Source organism: Halorubrum xinjiangense (assembly GCF_049604745.1).
Taxonomy (GTDB): Archaea; Halobacteriota; Halobacteria; order Halobacteriales; family Haloferacaceae; genus Halorubrum; species Halorubrum xinjiangense_A.
Map to the genome: position 1 here is coordinate 2,998,565 of NZ_CP187140.1, position 16,472 is coordinate 3,015,036.

The 16,472-nt window shown below is 68.4% G+C and carries 16 protein-coding genes; 3 read left to right on the forward strand and 13 right to left on the reverse strand.

Features of this window, described 5'->3' with window-relative positions:
- Positions 1-11: 11 nt before the first annotated feature.
- Positions 12-2,792 carry an alanine--tRNA ligase gene (alaS, locus tag ACOZ35_RS16230; protein WP_424014531.1) on the reverse strand — a complete coding sequence of 927 codons (2,781 nt, stop codon included), beginning with the start codon at positions 2,790-2,792 and terminating at the stop codon, positions 12-14.
- Positions 2,793-3,026: 234 nt separating this feature from the next.
- On the opposite strand from alaS, the gene ACOZ35_RS16235 reads away from it, so the two are divergent.
- From ACOZ35_RS16235 to ACOZ35_RS16245, 3 genes are read left to right on the forward strand one after another with little or no spacing between them, the layout of a single operon-like run.
- Positions 3,027-4,940 carry a GAF domain-containing sensor histidine kinase gene (locus tag ACOZ35_RS16235; RefSeq protein ID WP_424014533.1) on the forward strand — a complete coding sequence of 638 codons (1,914 nt, stop codon included), beginning with the start codon at positions 3,027-3,029 and terminating at the stop codon, positions 4,938-4,940.
- 60 nt (positions 4,941-5,000) lie between these two features.
- Positions 5,001-5,279, forward strand: a complete 279-nt coding sequence (gene srp19 / locus ACOZ35_RS16240; RefSeq protein ID WP_004596410.1) for a signal recognition particle subunit SRP19 — start codon at positions 5,001-5,003, stop codon at positions 5,277-5,279.
- A gap of 2 nt (positions 5,280-5,281) precedes the next feature.
- Entirely contained in the window at positions 5,282-5,512 is a 231-nt protein-coding gene (locus tag ACOZ35_RS16245; RefSeq protein ID WP_424014534.1) for an H/ACA ribonucleoprotein complex subunit GAR1, read from the forward strand.
- A 10-nt stretch (positions 5,513-5,522) separates the two neighbouring features.
- Here the strand turns inward: ACOZ35_RS16245 and ACOZ35_RS16250 are convergent, their stop codons facing one another.
- From ACOZ35_RS16250 to ACOZ35_RS16305, 12 genes are all read right to left on the reverse strand, one after another.
- Positions 5,523-5,819 (reverse strand): hypothetical protein, encoded by a 297-nt coding sequence (locus ACOZ35_RS16250; protein WP_424014535.1) that lies wholly within the window; start codon positions 5,817-5,819, stop codon positions 5,523-5,525.
- Between the two features lie 174 nt (positions 5,820-5,993).
- Positions 5,994-7,496, reverse strand: a complete 1,503-nt coding sequence (locus tag ACOZ35_RS16255; RefSeq protein ID WP_424014536.1) for an NADH-quinone oxidoreductase subunit N — start codon at positions 7,494-7,496, stop codon at positions 5,994-5,996.
- Positions 7,489-9,003 (reverse strand): complex I subunit 4 family protein, encoded by a 1,515-nt coding sequence (locus tag ACOZ35_RS16260; RefSeq protein WP_424016088.1) that lies wholly within the window; start codon positions 9,001-9,003, stop codon positions 7,489-7,491. Before ACOZ35_RS16260 ends, ACOZ35_RS16255 begins: the two co-directional genes overlap by 8 nt.
- 14 nt (positions 9,004-9,017) lie before the next feature.
- Entirely contained in the window at positions 9,018-11,066 is a 2,049-nt protein-coding gene (gene nuoL, locus ACOZ35_RS16265; RefSeq protein WP_424014537.1) for an NADH-quinone oxidoreductase subunit L, read from the reverse strand.
- A 1-nt stretch (position 11,067) separates the two neighbouring features.
- On the reverse strand, positions 11,068-11,388 hold the full coding sequence (gene nuoK / locus ACOZ35_RS16270) for an NADH-quinone oxidoreductase subunit NuoK (RefSeq protein WP_004596404.1): 321 nt from the start codon (positions 11,386-11,388) through the stop codon (positions 11,068-11,070).
- The gene (locus ACOZ35_RS16275; protein WP_424014538.1) at positions 11,385-11,732 is read right to left on the reverse strand and encodes a hypothetical protein; all 348 of its coding nucleotides are present in this window, start codon (positions 11,730-11,732) and stop codon (positions 11,385-11,387) included. The genes nuoK and ACOZ35_RS16275 overlap by 4 nt, the downstream gene beginning before the upstream one ends.
- A complete protein-coding gene (locus ACOZ35_RS16280) occupies positions 11,729-11,995 on the reverse strand; it encodes an NADH-quinone oxidoreductase subunit J (protein WP_008440357.1) in 267 nt (88 codons plus the stop codon). Before ACOZ35_RS16280 ends, ACOZ35_RS16275 begins: the two co-directional genes overlap by 4 nt.
- 49 nt (positions 11,996-12,044) lie before the next feature.
- On the reverse strand, positions 12,045-12,506 hold the full coding sequence (locus ACOZ35_RS16285; RefSeq protein ID WP_004596401.1) for a NuoI/complex I 23 kDa subunit family protein: 462 nt from the start codon (positions 12,504-12,506) through the stop codon (positions 12,045-12,047).
- Between the two features lies 1 nt (position 12,507).
- Positions 12,508-13,581, reverse strand: a complete 1,074-nt coding sequence (locus tag ACOZ35_RS16290; RefSeq protein ID WP_424014539.1) for a complex I subunit 1/NuoH family protein — start codon at positions 13,579-13,581, stop codon at positions 12,508-12,510.
- Positions 13,581-15,245 carry an NADH-quinone oxidoreductase subunit D gene (locus ACOZ35_RS16295; protein ID WP_424014540.1) on the reverse strand — a complete coding sequence of 555 codons (1,665 nt, stop codon included), beginning with the start codon at positions 15,243-15,245 and terminating at the stop codon, positions 13,581-13,583. Before ACOZ35_RS16295 ends, ACOZ35_RS16290 begins: the two co-directional genes overlap by 1 nt.
- Entirely contained in the window at positions 15,242-15,940 is a 699-nt protein-coding gene (locus tag ACOZ35_RS16300; RefSeq protein ID WP_371162772.1) for an NADH-quinone oxidoreductase subunit B, read from the reverse strand. Before ACOZ35_RS16300 ends, ACOZ35_RS16295 begins: the two co-directional genes overlap by 4 nt.
- On the reverse strand, positions 15,940-16,356 hold the full coding sequence (locus ACOZ35_RS16305) for an NADH-quinone oxidoreductase subunit A (RefSeq protein WP_004596397.1): 417 nt from the start codon (positions 16,354-16,356) through the stop codon (positions 15,940-15,942). The genes ACOZ35_RS16300 and ACOZ35_RS16305 overlap by 1 nt, the downstream gene beginning before the upstream one ends.
- Positions 16,357-16,472 lie beyond the last annotated feature (116 nt).

The window sequence follows — 16,472 nt, forward strand, 5'->3', positions numbered from 1 at the left end:
CGGGGAAGGAACTAGGCCTCCTGGAGGCTGCGAAGGACGTCGGGCGCCGCGTCGAGCGCGTCGTCGAGCGCGTCGGCGTCCGGGCCGCCGCCCTGCGCGAAGTCCGGCGGGCCGCCGCCGCCGCCGCCGACGCGGCCGGCGAGCTCGGAGACGACCTGCCCGGCGTTCACGTCGACCCCGTCGGGGACGCCGACGACGAAGCTCGCGGAGCCGTCGGCGCCGCTGCCGATCACCGCGACCTTCCCGTCGTCGACGTGGGCGTTGGCGGTCGCGCGCAGCTCGTCGGCGTCGCCGTCGAGCCGCTGGATCACCGCGGTCGTCCCGTCGACCTCGACCTCCTCGGCGTCGGCGCCGCCGGAGGCGCGCGCGGCCGCCAGCTCCTCTTTGAGCGACTCGATCTCCTTGCCCCGCGCCTTCCACTCCTCGAAGAAGCGCTCGGCGGTGTCGGGCACGTCGAGCGGGTCGACGTCCAACACGTCGGCCGCGTCGTACAGCGCGTCCTCGGTGCGCTGGGTCGCCTCGACCGCCGCGGCGCCCGCGGCGAAGGCGATGCGCTCGACGCCGTCCTGAACCGGCTCCGTCTTCAGCACCTTCACGGCGCCGATCTCGCCGGTCCGGTCGACGTGGGTGCCCGCGCAGGCCTGGACGTCGGCGTCGCCGACGTGGATCAGCCGGACGTTCGTTCCCGGCGGGACGCCGCCCTGATACAGGTCGAACCCGTGTTCCGCCTCGGCCTCGTTGCGGTCGGGCCACTCCTGACGGACGGGGACGTCGTCGCGAACGAGCTCGTTGGCGACGCGCTCGATCGCCTTCACGTCCTCGCGGGTGATGCGCTCGAAGTGGCGCACGTCGAGCCGCGCGGAGTCGGTCCCCTTCTGGGCGCCCGCCTGCCGGACGTGGTCGCCGAGCACTTCGCGGGCCGCGTGGCCGATCAGGTGGGTCGCGGTGTGGTGCGCGCGGAGCCGCTCGCGGCGGTCGCCGTCGACCTGGCCCTTGACGAACTCGCCTTTTCCGGGGTCGGCGTCCGTGCGGTGGAGGACGACGCCGTCGCGCTCTTGGACGTCAGTGACGTCGACGGTCGTCTCGCCGACCGTGAGCTGGCCCCTGTCGGCCGGCTGGCCGCCGCCCTCGGGGTAGAACATCGTCTGGTCTAAGACGACGTCGTACCCCTCCTCGGCGTCGACCACGTCGAGGACGACCGCCTCGAACTCCGTACGCCCCTGGTCGTCGTAGAACAGCTTCTCCGTCTCGGGGAGGTCGGCGAGCCGCTCGTCGCGCTCGTCGGCCGCCGCCGCGGCGTCGCCCTCCTCGTGTCGGTCGGCGACGAGCGCGTAGAAGTCGTCGGGCACGTCGACGGTCGCGCCGCGATCGTCCGCGATGTCGGCGACCATGTCGGGCTGGATCCCGTGGGAGTCGTACAGCTCCAGCAGCTCCTCGGTCGGGATCGGCTCGCCGGTGCCGGCGTACTCGTCGGCAAGCTGCTCGACCTTCCGGGCGCCTCGCTCCAGCGTCCGCTCGTACTTCCGCTCCTCGCTGCGGACGATCTCGCGGATTGTGTCGCGGTTCTCGTAGCCGAGCCGCTCGGCCTGCATGTCGACGAGCTCGTCGAGGGGCGCGTCGACGCCGACTTCGTCGACGAGCCGCTTCATCCGGCGTAACACCATGCGGGCGAGGTAGCCCGTGCCGACGTTCGAGGGGACGATCTCGTCGCCGAACATGTACGCGAGCGTCCGCGAGTGGTCCGCGATCGCGTAGATCGACTCCAGGGGTTCGACCAGCTCGCGCAGGCGGTCGACGTCGACGTCGAGCCGGTCGGCGATCTCGCCGCGGGCGGCCTCCACGTCGTCGACGTCGTCGATGTCGAGCCGGCCGGAGAGCTTCGCGGCGCGGTGGACGATCTCGCGTTCCGCCTCGGTGTGTTCGATGCCGGCGTTGTCCTTCAGGAAGTCGATGGCGTCGGGGTAGACGGCCTCGTACACCGTCGCGGTCCCCTGGCTCATCCACGTCCACCGCTCGAGCCCGTACCCGGTGTCGACGATGTACGTGTCCATGAACGAGTACGTGTTCCCGTCTTTCATCTCGTAGTCGCCGTCGGGGTCCTGCTCCATGCACATGAAGACGAGCGTTGCCAGCTCAGCGCCCTTGTAGATGACCTCGATGGCGGGGCCGGCGTTGCCGCCGCCGACCCATGGGTCCTCGATGTAGGTGATCTCCTCGAGGTCGGCGCCGAGGGACTCGAACAGCTCGTCGCAGTACTGGACCGTCTCGTCTTTCCAGTACACCTCGCCATGGTAGGCGTACTCGCCCTCGTCGACCTCCTCGCGCGTGTTGAACGCGTGGTGGGCCATCATCTCGAACGCCATCGTGTGTCGGCCCGTCTTGCCGACGTTGTCGATGTCCTGCATCCGGATACAGGGCTGGGAGATGGTGAGGGGGTTCGCCGGGGGCGGCGTCTGCCCCGAGGTGACGAGCGGCTGGAAGTCGTAGATCGACGCCTGCGTCAGGAGGACGTCGTCGCGCCAGCGGTTCGCGGCGACCGGGTACGGGTCGATCCGCTCGTGGCCGTGCTCTTCGAAGAAGGAGAGGAACGCCTCGCGCATCTCCGACAGCGAGTGGGCCTCCGGGAAGCCCGGGTCGTCGATGAAGCTGTAGTCCTCGCAGGGCGGCTCGCCGCACAGTTCTCGCTCCGCGTCGCGGGTCCAGAAGTGCGCGCCACAGGAGGTACATTCCTTGCGCTCGAACCCTTCTTCCTCGAAGTAGTCGAGACGGTACTCCGCTTCGAGATCGCTCATTACACGAACGTGGCCCGTGTTGCTCCAAAAGGGTTCCGGGGTTGCTCGTCGGCCGCGACGGCGCCGCTCGCCGCCGCGAGGCGGGCTCGACGGAGCATTCTCGGACAGAGTGACGACGGCCGATCCCGCGGCCGATTGAGAACGCCGCCGGTCAGTCGGAAACGGACGACGGCGCCGCGTTTCGCCGATCGGTACGAAGGTTTATACGCTCCGCGCGGCCTTAGACGTACAATTGTGACTGCTGCGTTGGGCGAGCACGCCTCGGTCCTCGTGCTCGACGACGACTCCGAGTTCGCCGTCGAACTCGGGTCCCACCTCGGCGCCGAGCGCCGCGACTCCGACGACGGCGAGGCGGTCGAGACGCACGCCGCTGCCCCGGACGGCGTCGGCGACGAACACCTCGTCGGGGCCGACGTGACCGTCGTCGTCGACGAGGCGGGGCTCGACCGAGTTCGGGCGGTTGAGCGCGTCGGCGCCGTGGTCGCGTCGGTCGACGACCCGACGGGTCGGATCGCGACCGACCCGCTCGTGGACGCGGTCGCGGGCTCGCCCGAGGCGCTCTCGGAGACGGTGTCGTGGCTGCTCGCCCGGGACCGACGGTCCGTCGTCCGGTCGGAACCGACGCGGACCCCCTCTCGGATCGAACAGCTCAACGCCGGGATGACCGAGCTCGCCGCCGTCAGGTCGGTCGACGAGGCGTACCGGGCGACCATCGCGGTCGCCGAGCAGGTGTTTCCCGAGTTCCAGTGCGTGGTCGCGGTCCGCGACGGCGAGTGGGTCGAGCCCGTGGTCGCCTCCAGCGGGACGCCCGTCGAGGACTGTAACCGGGTCCGCGTCGGGGCCGGCGTGGCCGGCAGGGCCGTCCAGACCGGCGACGCCTCCATCGCGCCGAACCCGAACCCCGAGAGTCGGTTCGACACGGTGCTCACCGTCCCCGTGGGCGACGACGTCGTCTTCCAGCTCGCGGCGGGCGCGGACGCCGACGAGTTCGACGGCGCCGACCGCCGGCTCGCGGAGCTGCTCGCCTCCCACCTCGAGGAGACCCTCGATCGGATCGACGTCACCGAGACGCTCCGCGGCGAGCGGGACCGGCTGCTCGCGCTGTTCACGAACGTCCCGGACCCCGCCATCGCCTACGACTACGTCGACGGCGACCCGATCGTCCGACAGGTGAACGACGCCTTCGAGGCGACGTTCGGCTACGACGCGGACGAGGTCCTCGGCGAGTCCGTCGACGACTATATCGTCCCCGCCGACGCCGAGTCGGAGGCCGACGACCTCAACGAGCGGCTACAGCGCGGCGAGAACGTCCGCCGGGAGGTGACGCGGACCACGACCGAGGGGCTGCGCCACTTCATCCTCCACGTCATCCCGATCCACCTCGACGCCGCGAACGCGGCGGGCTACGCCATCTACACCGACGTCACCGACCGGCGCGAGCGCGAGGAGACCCTCCGGCGGCAGAACGAGCGGCTCGACGAGTTCGCCTCCATCGTCTCCCATGACCTCCGGAACCCGCTGTCGGTCGCGGAGGGGTACGTCGACCTCGCGCGCGAGACGGGCGACGTCGACCACCTCGAAAAGGCCGCGGACGCGATCGACCGGATGGACGAGTTCGTCGCCGACCTCCTCTCGCTGGCCAGGCAGGGGCGGTCGGTCGGCGAGACGGAGTCGGTCTCGCTGGCGGCGATCGCCCACGAGGCGTGGAGTAGCGTCGACACGGACGGCGCGACCCTGACGGTCGAGGCCGACGGGACGCTGGAGGCGAACCGGACGCGGCTCCGGGAACTGCTCGAGAACGTCTTTCGGAACAGCGTGGAACACGGTTCCACGAGCAGTCGGACGGGGTCCGACGACAGCGTCGAGCACGGCCGCGACTCACCCGACGACCCGCTCTCGGTCCGCGTCGGAGCTGGGACGCTCCACGACGACGACGGGGAAGCCGTACCGGGGTTCTACGTCGAAGACGACGGGGTCGGGCTCCCGGAAGACGCCGACCGCGTGTTCGAGAGTGGGTTCACGACCGAGGAGTCGGGCACGGGGCTCGGGCTCGCCATCAGCGAGCGCATCGCCGAGGCGCACGGCTGGACCGCCCACGCGCTCGCCGGCGCGGACGGCGGGGCTCGCTTCGAGTTCCGTACCGGCTGAGCGGCCGTCGGACGCGCGCCGGTCCGAAACGACCTTACGCCGCGCGCGAAGGTATCCGGTATGGTCGAGAACGTCGTCTACCCCGCCTACTTCGACGCCGAGCTGTCGCGCTCGGAGGGCCGCCGCGTCCCGACGGACCTGGCGGTCGAAGCGCCGACCGTCGACGAGATCGCGAAGGCCGTCCAGCAGGTCGGCTACGACGCGGTCGTCGAGCGCGACGCAACGTACTCCCGGGAGTTCGAACCCCGCGGCTCCGTCGTGGTGAAGGGCACCGAGGACACCGCCAAGAACGACCTCGTTCAGGCGATCGCCGCGTACCTCGGCGTGCTACGGGAGTAACCGTGCGGCGCGTCGGCACCGTCGTCCGGACCGCCGGGGGGCTCGCGATCGCCCGCGGCGACCCCGACGCGGACCCACCGCGTATCGGCGCGAGCGTCGTCGACGAGTCGCTCTCGACGGTCGGGCGCGTCGTCGACGTGTTCGGGCCGGTCGAGCAGCCGTACGTGGCCGTCACGCCCGGCGACGGCGTCGGGCTCGCCGACCTCGTCGGCGGGAAGCTGTACGCGCGGTAACGTCCTCCGCTCACTCCGCTGCGACCGCGTCGGCTGCGTCGGTCACGTCGAAGTCGGCGAGCGTCTTCTCCGTGCGCGCGAGCCGCTCGGCGACGAGCAGCTTCTCCCGTCGCTCCAGCCGCTCCCAGTCGAGTTCGGCCGGCGGCGACGCCTCCAGCGCCTCGAACCGGTCGACGACCGTCTGGTTGGCGAACCGCTCGAACGACCCGCAGGTCGGGCAGGTCCGCGAGAGGTGCGACGTGTCGAACGCCCGCGTGACGACCTCGTCGAGACAGCTTAGACACCGATAGGTGCGAGTCCGGGACACGAGCGAACAGAAGGGCCGAACGAAGGAGTATCTGTGGGCGCCGGCGCGCGGCTCGCCGAGCGGAAGGCGTCGCATCGGGAGCCGGCGCGTCGCGATCCGTGGCGACAGGAGCCGTGGCGACGGGAGCCGTCGCTGGGGCGTCGAACGCGTCGAAAGAGAAAGAAGCCCGGCCGCTCAGAACAGCGCGGAGGCCGCCGCCTCAGCCGTCTCGATGACGGGGCCGAAGCCGGGCAGCAGTAGCACCGTCGCGACCGCCGCGAAGACGACCGCGGCGTACAGCGCCGTCGGGCGCACGTCGATCGCGTCGAGCGCGCTCGGCGACTCGGGGTCGTCGAGCCACAGCGCCTTCACGACCCGGCTGTAGTAGTACAGCGAGACGACGCTGTTTATCGCGCCGAGGCCGGCGAGCCACAGGAAGCCGTTGTCGATGGCCGCCTGGAACAGGAAGTACTTCGAGAAGAACCCGGCGAACGGCGGGAGCCCGGCGAGCGAGAACATGAACACGGCCATCGCCGTCGAGGCGACGGGCGCGCGCCGCGCGAGCCCGGCGTAGTCCTCGAAGGTGCGACCGACGCCCCAGCGCTCCGCCATCGCGACGAAGAGGAACGCGCCGGTGTTCATGAACCCGTAGACGAGCAGGTGCGCCATCGCGGCGCCCATGACGGTGCCGTTGGCGGGCCCGTCGACCGTGAGCGCGGCGACGCCGATGAGCGCGTACCCGGCGTGACCGATGGAGGAGTACGCGAGCATCCGCTTGACCTCCTCTTGGACCGCGGCCGCGAAGTTACCGAGCGTCATCGTGACGGCCGCGAGGATCGCGAAGGCGAGCATCCAGTCGATGTTCGCCGAGACCGCCAGCTCCAGCGGGAACGCCTCGGTGAACACGCGGAACGCGACGACGAACCCGGCGGCCTTCGAGGCCGACGAGAGGAACGCGCTCACCGGTGCGGGCGCGCCCTCGTACGCCTCCGGCGCCCAGAAGTGGAACGGGACGGAGGCGGTCTTGAACGCCACGCCGCCGATCATCATCACGACGCCAACGCCGAGGACGCCGGTGACGCCCTCGACCGACGCCGACGCGATGTCGGCGAGGATGAGCGACCCGGTCGCGGCGTAGACGAGCGAGATGCCGAACAGGAAGATGGCCGACGAGAGCGCGCCGACGAGGAAGTACTTCAGCCCCGCCTCGACGCTCCCGCGGTTGTGCTTGAGGTACGCGACGAGCACGTACGACGGCAGCGACACCATCTCCAAGGCGACGAACACGACCGCGAGCGAGTTCGCGGCCGCGAGCAGCGCCATCCCGGTCGCGGCGAACGTCACGAGCGAGTAGAACGCCGCCGGGTTGGCGTGGTCGTGGAAGTAGTCGTGCGCCGCGACCAGCACCAGCGCGGTCACCGACGCGAAGATGGCGGTGAAGAACAGCGCCAATGTGTCCACCTTGATCGCGTCGGCGAACAGGAACACGGCGCCGCCGTCCGGGCTCACGCCGCCGCTCGCGGTGAGCCAGACGGTGGCCGCCAGCGCGGCGAGCGAGCCGACCGTGCCGACGACCGCCATCGACGTGTTCGACCGCGCGTCCGGCCGGATCGTGTCGACTAACAGCAGCGCGAGACCGGTGAACGCTAAGAGCAGCGCCGGCAGCAGCGCCGTCACGGCGGGAAGTCCGTTAACCATCGACGGTCACCCCCTCGACGACCGGCAGGGCAGCGTCACGGATCATCTCGAAGAAGATGTCGGGCGCGACGCCCAGCACGATGATCGCCACCAGCAGCACCGCGAGGGGGGCGACATCGTGGAACGCCGCGGGGCCGACCTCGTAGTCGGTCTCAAGTTCGAACGGGCCGAACAGCGTGCTCTGCATCGCCGACAGCAGGTAGCCGGCGACGATGACGATACCGAACATCGCGAGCGCCGTGAACACCGGCGCGTACGGGAGCGCCGGCGCGGACAGCGAGCCGACGAAAATGAAGAACTCGCCGGCGAAGCCGGCCATCAGCGGCAGCCCCATGTAGCCGAAGGCGCCGGCGACGAGGATGCCGACGGTGACCGGCATCCGGTCGGCCATCCCGGCCATGTCGCCGACCATCCGGGTGTGGGTCGCGTTGTAGATGACGCCGACCGCCATGAACATCAGCCCCGAGATGAGGCCGTGCGCGACCATCTGGAACGTCGCGCCGCCGATCCCGTACTCGGTGAAGACGATGAGTCCGAGGATGACGTACCCCATCGACGAGACGGAGGAGTAGGCGACGATCCGCTTGAGGTCCTTCTGTGCCAGCGCCAACATCGCGCCGTAGATGACGCTGATGACGGCGATGGCGGCGATCGGCATCGCGAGCATCGACGCCTGTTCGGGCAGCATAGTGAAGTTGAACCGAAGTAGCGCGTACGTCCCCATCTTCAGGAGGACGCCGGCCAGGAGCACCGACGCGGGCGTCGGCGCCTGAACGTGGGCGTCCGGCAGCCACGTGTGGAACGGAACGATCGGGACCTTCACCGCAAACCCGAGGAACATCGCGAGAAACGCGACCATCGCGATCCGGTCCGGCGGGATGCCGAACCACGCGCTCAGGTCGCCGGCGGCGATCGCCTGTGCGATCTCGGGCAGCGCGAACGACGACACCGAGTCGCCGAGCGCGAACACGAGGCTCATGAAGCCGATGAACATCAGCAGCGACGCCGCGTTCGTGTAGACGAAGAACTTGATCGCGGCGTACTTGCGGCGCGGGCCGCCCCAGATCCCGATGAGGAAGTACATCGGGACCAGCACGGCCTCCCAGAAGACGAACCAGAGGAAGAAGTCGAGCGCGGCGAAGACGCCGAGCAGGTTCGCCTCCATGAACAGCATGAGCCCGTAGAACTGGCTCTGTCGCGTGTCGACGGGCGTCCACGCGCTGAGGATCGCCAGCGGCACGAGGAACGTCGTGAGCACGAACAGCGGGAGGCTGATCCCGTCGAGCCCGACGAACCACGAGACGCTGCGGCCGCCCACTTCGAGCCACTCGATCTGGGTGGCGTACGCGATCTCGCCGCCGAGCAGCGCGTTGCCGCCGGCCTCGAAGCCGGACCAGAGGTAGAGGCTGCCGACGAACGGGATCAGGCTGATCGCGAACGCCAGCCGGCCGGCCCACTCGTCGGGCGCGAGGAACACCGTCAGCGCGCCGACGAACGCGGCCGCCATGAGCGCTTCGAGTATCACAGGAACCACCCCCCGGTCGCGCCGAGCACGAGCAACAGCGCGACGAGTCCGAAGGTGAGCAGCGCGGCGTACTGCGAGACGACCCCCGACTGGAGCTTCCGGATCCGGCCGCCGCCGGTCAGGCTCACCGACGAGACGCCGTTCACGACGCCGTCGATGATCCCCTGGTCGAAGGTGTTCGCGCCGCCCGCGACGTCTTCCGTCCGATACGCGAGCCAGACCTGCAGTTCGTCGAGGTAGTAGTTGTTGTACAGCACGTCTTTGACCCCGCCGAGTTTGGCGGTGTGTTCCGTCGGCGACGCCACGTTGTAGAGCCGCCAGGCGAGTCCGAGTCCGAGCAGCGCGAGGCCGAGCGAGACGGCCGCGCCGACGAGGACGGTGCCGACCTCACCGCCGACGAGGTACGCGCTACTGTACGGGCCGATGTCGGCGTAGTGGTGCGAGGAGAGCCCCTCGATGCCGCCCCACTCGTTGTCGAGCCAGCGGTGTAGGAGGTCGATCCCCTCGAGTCCGAGTACCTTCTGGACCGGCACCATGTTGATGAGGCCGGTGACGACCGCGAGCGAGCCGAGGACCGTCAGCGGCCCCTTCACGTTCCAGCCGACGGGTTCGGGGTCGCGAGCGGTGTCGCTGCGCGGGTCACCGTGGAACGTTAAGAACACCATCCGGAAGGTGTAGAAGGCGGTGACCGGCACCGCGAGCAGTCCCATCAGGTAGCCCCCGAGCAGCAGCGGGTCGTTGAGGCCGTGGACGAGCGCCTCGTAGAGGATCTCGTCTTTCGACCAGAAGCCGGCGAACGGGAAGATGCCCGCGAGCGCGAGCGAGCCGGCGAGGAAGGTGTAGTAGGTGACGGGCATCCGCGATTTGAGCCCGCCCATGTCCCACATGTCCTCGTTGTGGTGCATCGCGATGATGACCGACCCGGCGCCGAGGAACAGCAGCGCCTTGAAGAACGCGTGGGTGGTGAGGTGGAAGACCGCGGCCACGTAGCCGCCCGCCCCGAGCGCGAGCATCATGTAGCCGTACTGCGAGATGGTGGAGTACGCGAGTACCTGCTTCAGCTCGTCTTTCACCACGCCCATCGTCGCTGCGAACAGGGCCGTGAAGCCGCCGATGAAGGCGATGACAGCCATCGTCGTCGGCGTCAGCACGTAGAAGCCGTACATCCGCGCGACGAGGTAGACGCCGGCCGCGACCATCGTCGCGGCGTGGATGAGCGCGGAGACGGGCGTCGGGCCCTCCATCGCGTCGGGGAGCCACGTGTGAAGCGGGAACTGCGCGGACTTGCCGACGACGCCGCCCAAGACGAGCAGGCCGACGACCGTCAGCCACGTCCCGAGGTCGAGGCCGCCGGGCGTCCACGCGACCGAGCCGGAGCCGTTGAGCGCCGCGTCAGCGAGCGCCGGGAACGACTCGGGGCCGGCGAACTGCGCCGTGCCGAAGGTGGCGAACACCGCGACGACGCCGACGAGGAAGAAGTAGTCCCCGAAGCGGGTGACGAGGAACGCCTTCTTCGCGGCCGACGGCGGGCCCGGCTCCCGGAAGTGGAAGCCGATGAGCAGGTACGAGCAGAGCCCGACCAGCTCGAAGAACATGAACGCCATCAGCAGGTTGTCGGCGACGACGAAGCCGAGCATCGACGCCGTGAACAGGCCGAGCCCGGCGTAGTAGCGCGGCAGGCCCGTCTCGCCCTCGTCGTTCATGTAGCCGAGCGAGAACACGTGGACTAAGAGCGCCACGAGCGTCACGATGACGAGCATGAGCGCCGACAGCGGGTCGATCAGGACGCCGAACGTGAGTTCGATGTCCGTCGGGCCAATCCCGGCGCCGCCCTCGCTCGCCCAGTAGTACAGCGTCTCGTTGTACGCCCGCCCGCCCGCGACGGTCGCGGCGACCCAGATCGACAGCAGGAACGAGCCGGCCGTCGCCGCGATGCCGCCGAAGGCGCCGCCCTTCGGGAGGTACCTGCCCGCGCCGAGCGCGACCAGGAACGAGAAGAACGGGAGGAGTACGATCGCCGGAACGTATGCGAATGCGTCCACCATCTTACCACCTCATCTCCGCGGGAACAGTCACGTCTGTCGTGCCGAAGTTGCGGTATAACACGAGTATGATGCCGATGCCGATGGCGACCTCGGCGGCGGCGAGCGCGATGACGAACAGCGCGAACACCTGCCCCGTGAGGTCGCCGTAGTACAGCGCGAACGCGACGAAGTTGATGTTGGCCGCGTTCATCATGAGCTCGACGCTCATGAGGAAGTACAGCGCGCTCCGTCGCGTCAACACGCCGAACAGCCCGATACAGAACACGGCCGACGCCAACAGCAGGTACCACGACGGCGGGATCGAGGCGGCGACGGCGGTCATCGCCGCTCACCCCCGTCGGTGAACGCCTGACCGAGCGCGGAGACGATGGAGTCGTCCTCCTCGCGCTTCGCCAGGTAGACTGCGCCGTCGACCGCGACGTCGAGCGCGACCGCGGCGATCAGGAAGGCCGCGAGGAACCCCTCGGACGGCACCGAGCCGAGCTCGTACTCGGCGAGGTTGAAGAGGGCGTACCCGATGTTGTGGACGATCGAGGCGTCCGCCGGGAAGCCGACCTCCCCGAAGCCGAACGTCGCCCCGCTGACCGTCGCGACCAACACCGCGAACAGCCCGCCCACGGCGATCGCGGGTGCGATCCGGGAGCCGCGGCTCTCGTCGTTGCTCACGCGCTACTCACCTCCGTTTCTGTGTCCGATCGCGTGAGCATCACGGCGAACGTGACTAGGATGAGGACCCCGCCGACGTAGACGAGGATCTGCATGGCGGCGATGAACTCCGCCCGCAGCATCACGTAGTGCACCGCGACGCTCGTGAGGGCTCCGCCCAGAAGCAGCGCGGCGTGGAACACGTCGCGCGCTAGGACGACCCCGAGGGCGAACGCCAGCGTGACCGCGGCGAACAGCCCGAACGCGATGGTAGCATAAACCATTGTGTTTGTCTCCTATGAGAACCCCTTTGAAGATTTCGAGACGTGCCCGTTACTGGTAGTCGACCTCGCCGTCGCCCTCCCCGATCCACGCGCCGCGATCGGGGTTGCGGGACTCCAGCGGGTCGATTCCCTTGTACCACGGGACGTTCTTGAGCTGTTCTTTGTTGAACACGAAGTCGTCTTTCGTGTCGGCGGTGAACTCGAAGTTCTGCGTCAGCAGGATGGCGTCGACGGGGCAGACCTCCTCGCAGAGCCGGCAGTAGATACACTGCCCGATGTGGAGGTTATACTGCTCCCCGTTGCGCTGGTCGTCCTGAACGATCTGGATCGTGTCGTTCGGACAGACGTTCTCGCACTGCCGACACCAGATACACCGCTCCTGGCTGAACTTGTGGACCCCGCGGAACCGCGGGCTCACCTCGGGCGCGTCCTCCGGGTATTCCACCGTGAACGTCGACCCGTCCAGCGCGTGTTTCATCGTCGTCGCCATGGATTTCATGAGTCCGATCATGTTACGCGATCACCCCCACGATTACGGCCGTGAGAACCAGGTTCGCGAACGACAGCACCAGCATTCCCTTCCAGCCGATCTCGATCAGCTGGTCGATACGGACGCGGGGCAGCGCCGCGCGGGCCCACTGCGTGAACAGGAAGAAGCCCCAGATCTTCACCACGAACCAGATGAAGCCGATGCTCTCCGGGCCCGGCCCGGAGGCGCCGCCGAGGAACGTCACGGCGAGGATCGCCCCGCCGAGGAAGATGTGGACGAACTCGCCGAGGTAGAAGAGGACGAAGTACGCCGAGGAGTACTCCGTCTGGTACCCGCCGACGATCTCCGTCGGCGCCTCGGGGATGTCGAACGGGTTCCGCCCGATCTCGGCCATGTTCGCGGTGAGGAACAGCACGAACGCGAACGGGTTCACGAGCGCGTACCACGACGGGATCGAGACCCCGGCGATCGTCACCAGCGTCTCCGTCTGCGCGCCCACGATGCCGCTCATCTGGAGCGTCCCGGCGAAGATCACGACCGACATCGCCGTGACGATGAGCGGGATCTCGTACGCGAGATTCTGCGCGACCGCGCGGAGCCCGCCGAGCAGCGAGTACTTGTTGTTCGACGCGTAGCCGGCCATCACCAGCGAGACGGACGCGATCGACGCGAACGCGAACACCAGCGCGAACCCGACCTCGGGGTCCGCGAGCTGGAGGTTGATCGGGCCGAGCTGTCCCATCGGGATGACGGAGAAGCCGAGCAGCGCCGAGGCCGGCAGGAGGATCGGCGCGATGTCCCACGAGGGGCGGTCGACGCCCTCGGGGATGATGAGCTCCTTCGCGAGGAGCTGGACCGCGGCCGCCGGGATGATTAACAGTCCGTAGGGACCGATCCGGTCGACCGCGATCCGGTCGGTGAACGCGGCCGTGATCTTCCGTTTCGCCCACGGGCCCGCGACGCCCGTGAACGCAAGGATGATGTTGCCGACGACGAACGCGGCGACGAGCGAGGCCGCGACCTCGCCGATGACGCTGTCGAGCCCGAGCGTGTCGACGATGAACTCGGGGAACAGCTGCGCGGGCGCCGTGCCCATCAGCGGTCCACCTCCCCGAGAACGACGTCGAGGCTACCGAGCGCGGCGATGACGTCGGGGATGTACTCCCCGTTCGCCATCTCCGGCAGCGTCTGGAGGTTCGAGAAGCACGGCGACCGGATCTTGAACCGGGCCGGCTTGTCCGTTCCGTCCGCGCGGATGTAGATGCCGAGCTCGCCCTTGGCGCCCTCGACAGCCCGGTAGATCTCCGTGTCGTCGTCCGGGCGCAGCGTGCGCGGCACGTTCGCCTGAATGTTCCGCTCGTCTTCTGGCCAGTCTTCGAGCAGGTCGACACACTGCTCGATGATCTTCGCGGACTCCTCGACCTCGCGCATCCGGACGAGGAGGCGGCTGAAGTTGTCGCCCCCCTCCTCGGTGATGACGTCCCAGTCGAGCTCGTCGTAGTACCCGTACGGGTCGTCGCGGCGCAGGTCGTAGTCGACGCCCGAGCCGCGGGCGACGGGCCCGGTCGCGCCGTAGTTCTTCGCGACATCCGGCGGGAGAACCCCGGTGTCGATCGTCCGCATCTGGAACACCTCGTTCGAGGTGATCAGGTTGTGGTACTCCTCGATCGACTCCGGGAGCTGGTCGAGGAAGTCGCGGGTGTTCGAGAAGAACTCCTCGCGGGGCTCGGGCAGGTCCCAGACGACGCCGCCGAGCCGGAAGTAGTTGAACATCAGCCGCTGGCCCGTCAGATCCTCCAAGAGGTTCTGGACGCGCTCGCGGTCGTTGATGGCGTACATGAACGTCGCCGTGAAGTCGCCGTTGATGTCGAGCGCGAACGTGGCGAGCGCGAGCATGTGCGCGGCGATCCGGCACATCTCCGCGCCCATCGTCCGGATGACCTGCGCGTACTCGGGCACCTCGATGTCCGCGAGTTCCTCGGCCGCGCGGGCGTACGCCCACTCGTTGAGCAGCCCCGCCGAGATGTAGTCCCAGCGGTCCGGGTACGGCATGATCTGGTGGCGGTACGTCCCGGACTGCGCCATCTGCTCCTCGCTGCGGTGGAGGTAGCCGATGTCGGGCTCGACGTCGACGACCTGCTCGCCGTCGAGGACCGTCTTCAGGTGGAGCACGCCGTGGGTCGCCGGGTGGTGCGGCCCGATGTTGAGGAACATCGTGTCGGACTCAGCGTCCTTGTGGTGGTCCTCGAGCGGGTTCGCGTGCTCCGGCAGCGTGGCGATCTGCGGCCGGTCCTTGTCGTAGTCCATCGACAGGGGGTGGCCCTGCCAGGTCTCCGGCAGCAGGATCCGGCGGAGGTCGGGGTGGTCGTCGTACTCGATCCCAATCAGGTCGTACGCCTCCCGCTCGTGCCAGTCGGCCGTGCGGAAGACGGGCTCGGCCGACTCGGAGACGGGATTATCCTTGTCGGCGGGAACGACGATACTGACCTCCTGAGTCGGGTCGTCGTACTTCTTCAGGTGGTAGATCGACTCGTAGCGGTTCTCGTACTCCTGTGCGGAGACGACGGAGAGGTGATCGTACCCCGCCTGCTCTTTCAGGGTCCGAAGCGTCTCCTGAACGGTGTCCGGGCGGATGACGAAGCCGGGCGCGTTCAGGTGGTCGTCGCGGTCGACGACGAGGTCGCCGAGCAGCGCCTCCAGCTCGTCCGGCGTCTGCTTGACGGCGCCGTCGTCGACGGTGTCTGGTCGTTCGAGGCTCATGGCGAATCAGCGAAGTTGTACCGCATGACGAGCTCGTCGTCGTCGATCTCGTCGGCCAGCTTGTCGACGAGTTCGTCGCGTTCGAGGTCCGAGAACTCCTCCAGCTCGTACGGCTTGACGGTGACGGGCGCGGCCTCGCCGTTGGCGACGCGCTCCTGCAGCTTCACGACGCCGTACACGAGCGCCTCGGGGCGGGGCGGGCAGCCGGGGACGTGGATGTCGATCGGGATGACCTCCTCGGCGCCCTTGATCACGTTATACCCCTCCTGGAACGGGCCGCCGGAGATGGTACACGAACCCATGCCGACGACGAACTTCGGTTCGGGCATCTGGTCGTAGACGCGCTTCATCCGCGGGGCGAACTTCGAGACGATCGTCCCGGGGACGATCATCACGTCGGCCTGACGCGGCGACGCGCGGGGGACGCCCGACCCGAAGCGGTCGAGGTCGTGTTTCACCGCGTAGGTGTGCATCATCTCGATGCTGCAGCAGGCGATGCCGAACTGCAGCATGAACATCGAGGAGCCCCGACACCAGTTCAGGAACTTGTCGAACTTGGTGAGGATGAACGGCGAGGAGCCGAACGCCTCCCGGAGCCGGGAGTTGAACCGGTCTCCCTGCCCGGTCATCCGGGCGTCTCTGGTCTCGGTTACGACCTGCGATTCGTCGGTGATAAACGGTTGATCGCTGCTCATTAGTTGATGTCCTCCGTCGTTTTTCTGCTGGTCGCGCGGGGACTGCGAGCCCAGCTGATCGCCCCCGACCGCCACGCCCAGACGAGTCCGACCGCGAGAATCCCGACGAAGGCCAACATCGGCCACAGCAGGTCAGCCATCGGCACGCCGGCCTGGACGGCCGGACGGTAGATGACCGCCCACGGGAACAGCAACACGGTCTCGATGTCGAACACGACGAACAACAACGCGACCATGTAGTACTGGATGTTGAACCGGATCCGCGTCCCGCCCGTCGGGGTCTCGCCGGACTCGTAGGTGGTACTTTTACCGGTCTCAGGCACGCTCGGACGGAGCAACGCCGACACTGTCATCATCGCTATCGGGATGAGCAGGCCGACGACCGCCAAGGCGCCAATCGCTATCCAATCGCTCATATAGGTCTCCGTAACGTGCTGGCCTTTGGACCGCCCCCTCATAAGCGTTGAGTCTTGTGCGTCCGCGGGCGTGCGGGCCGGTATCGGCCGTTCGCGGTGGAAGCACCCTCGAACCG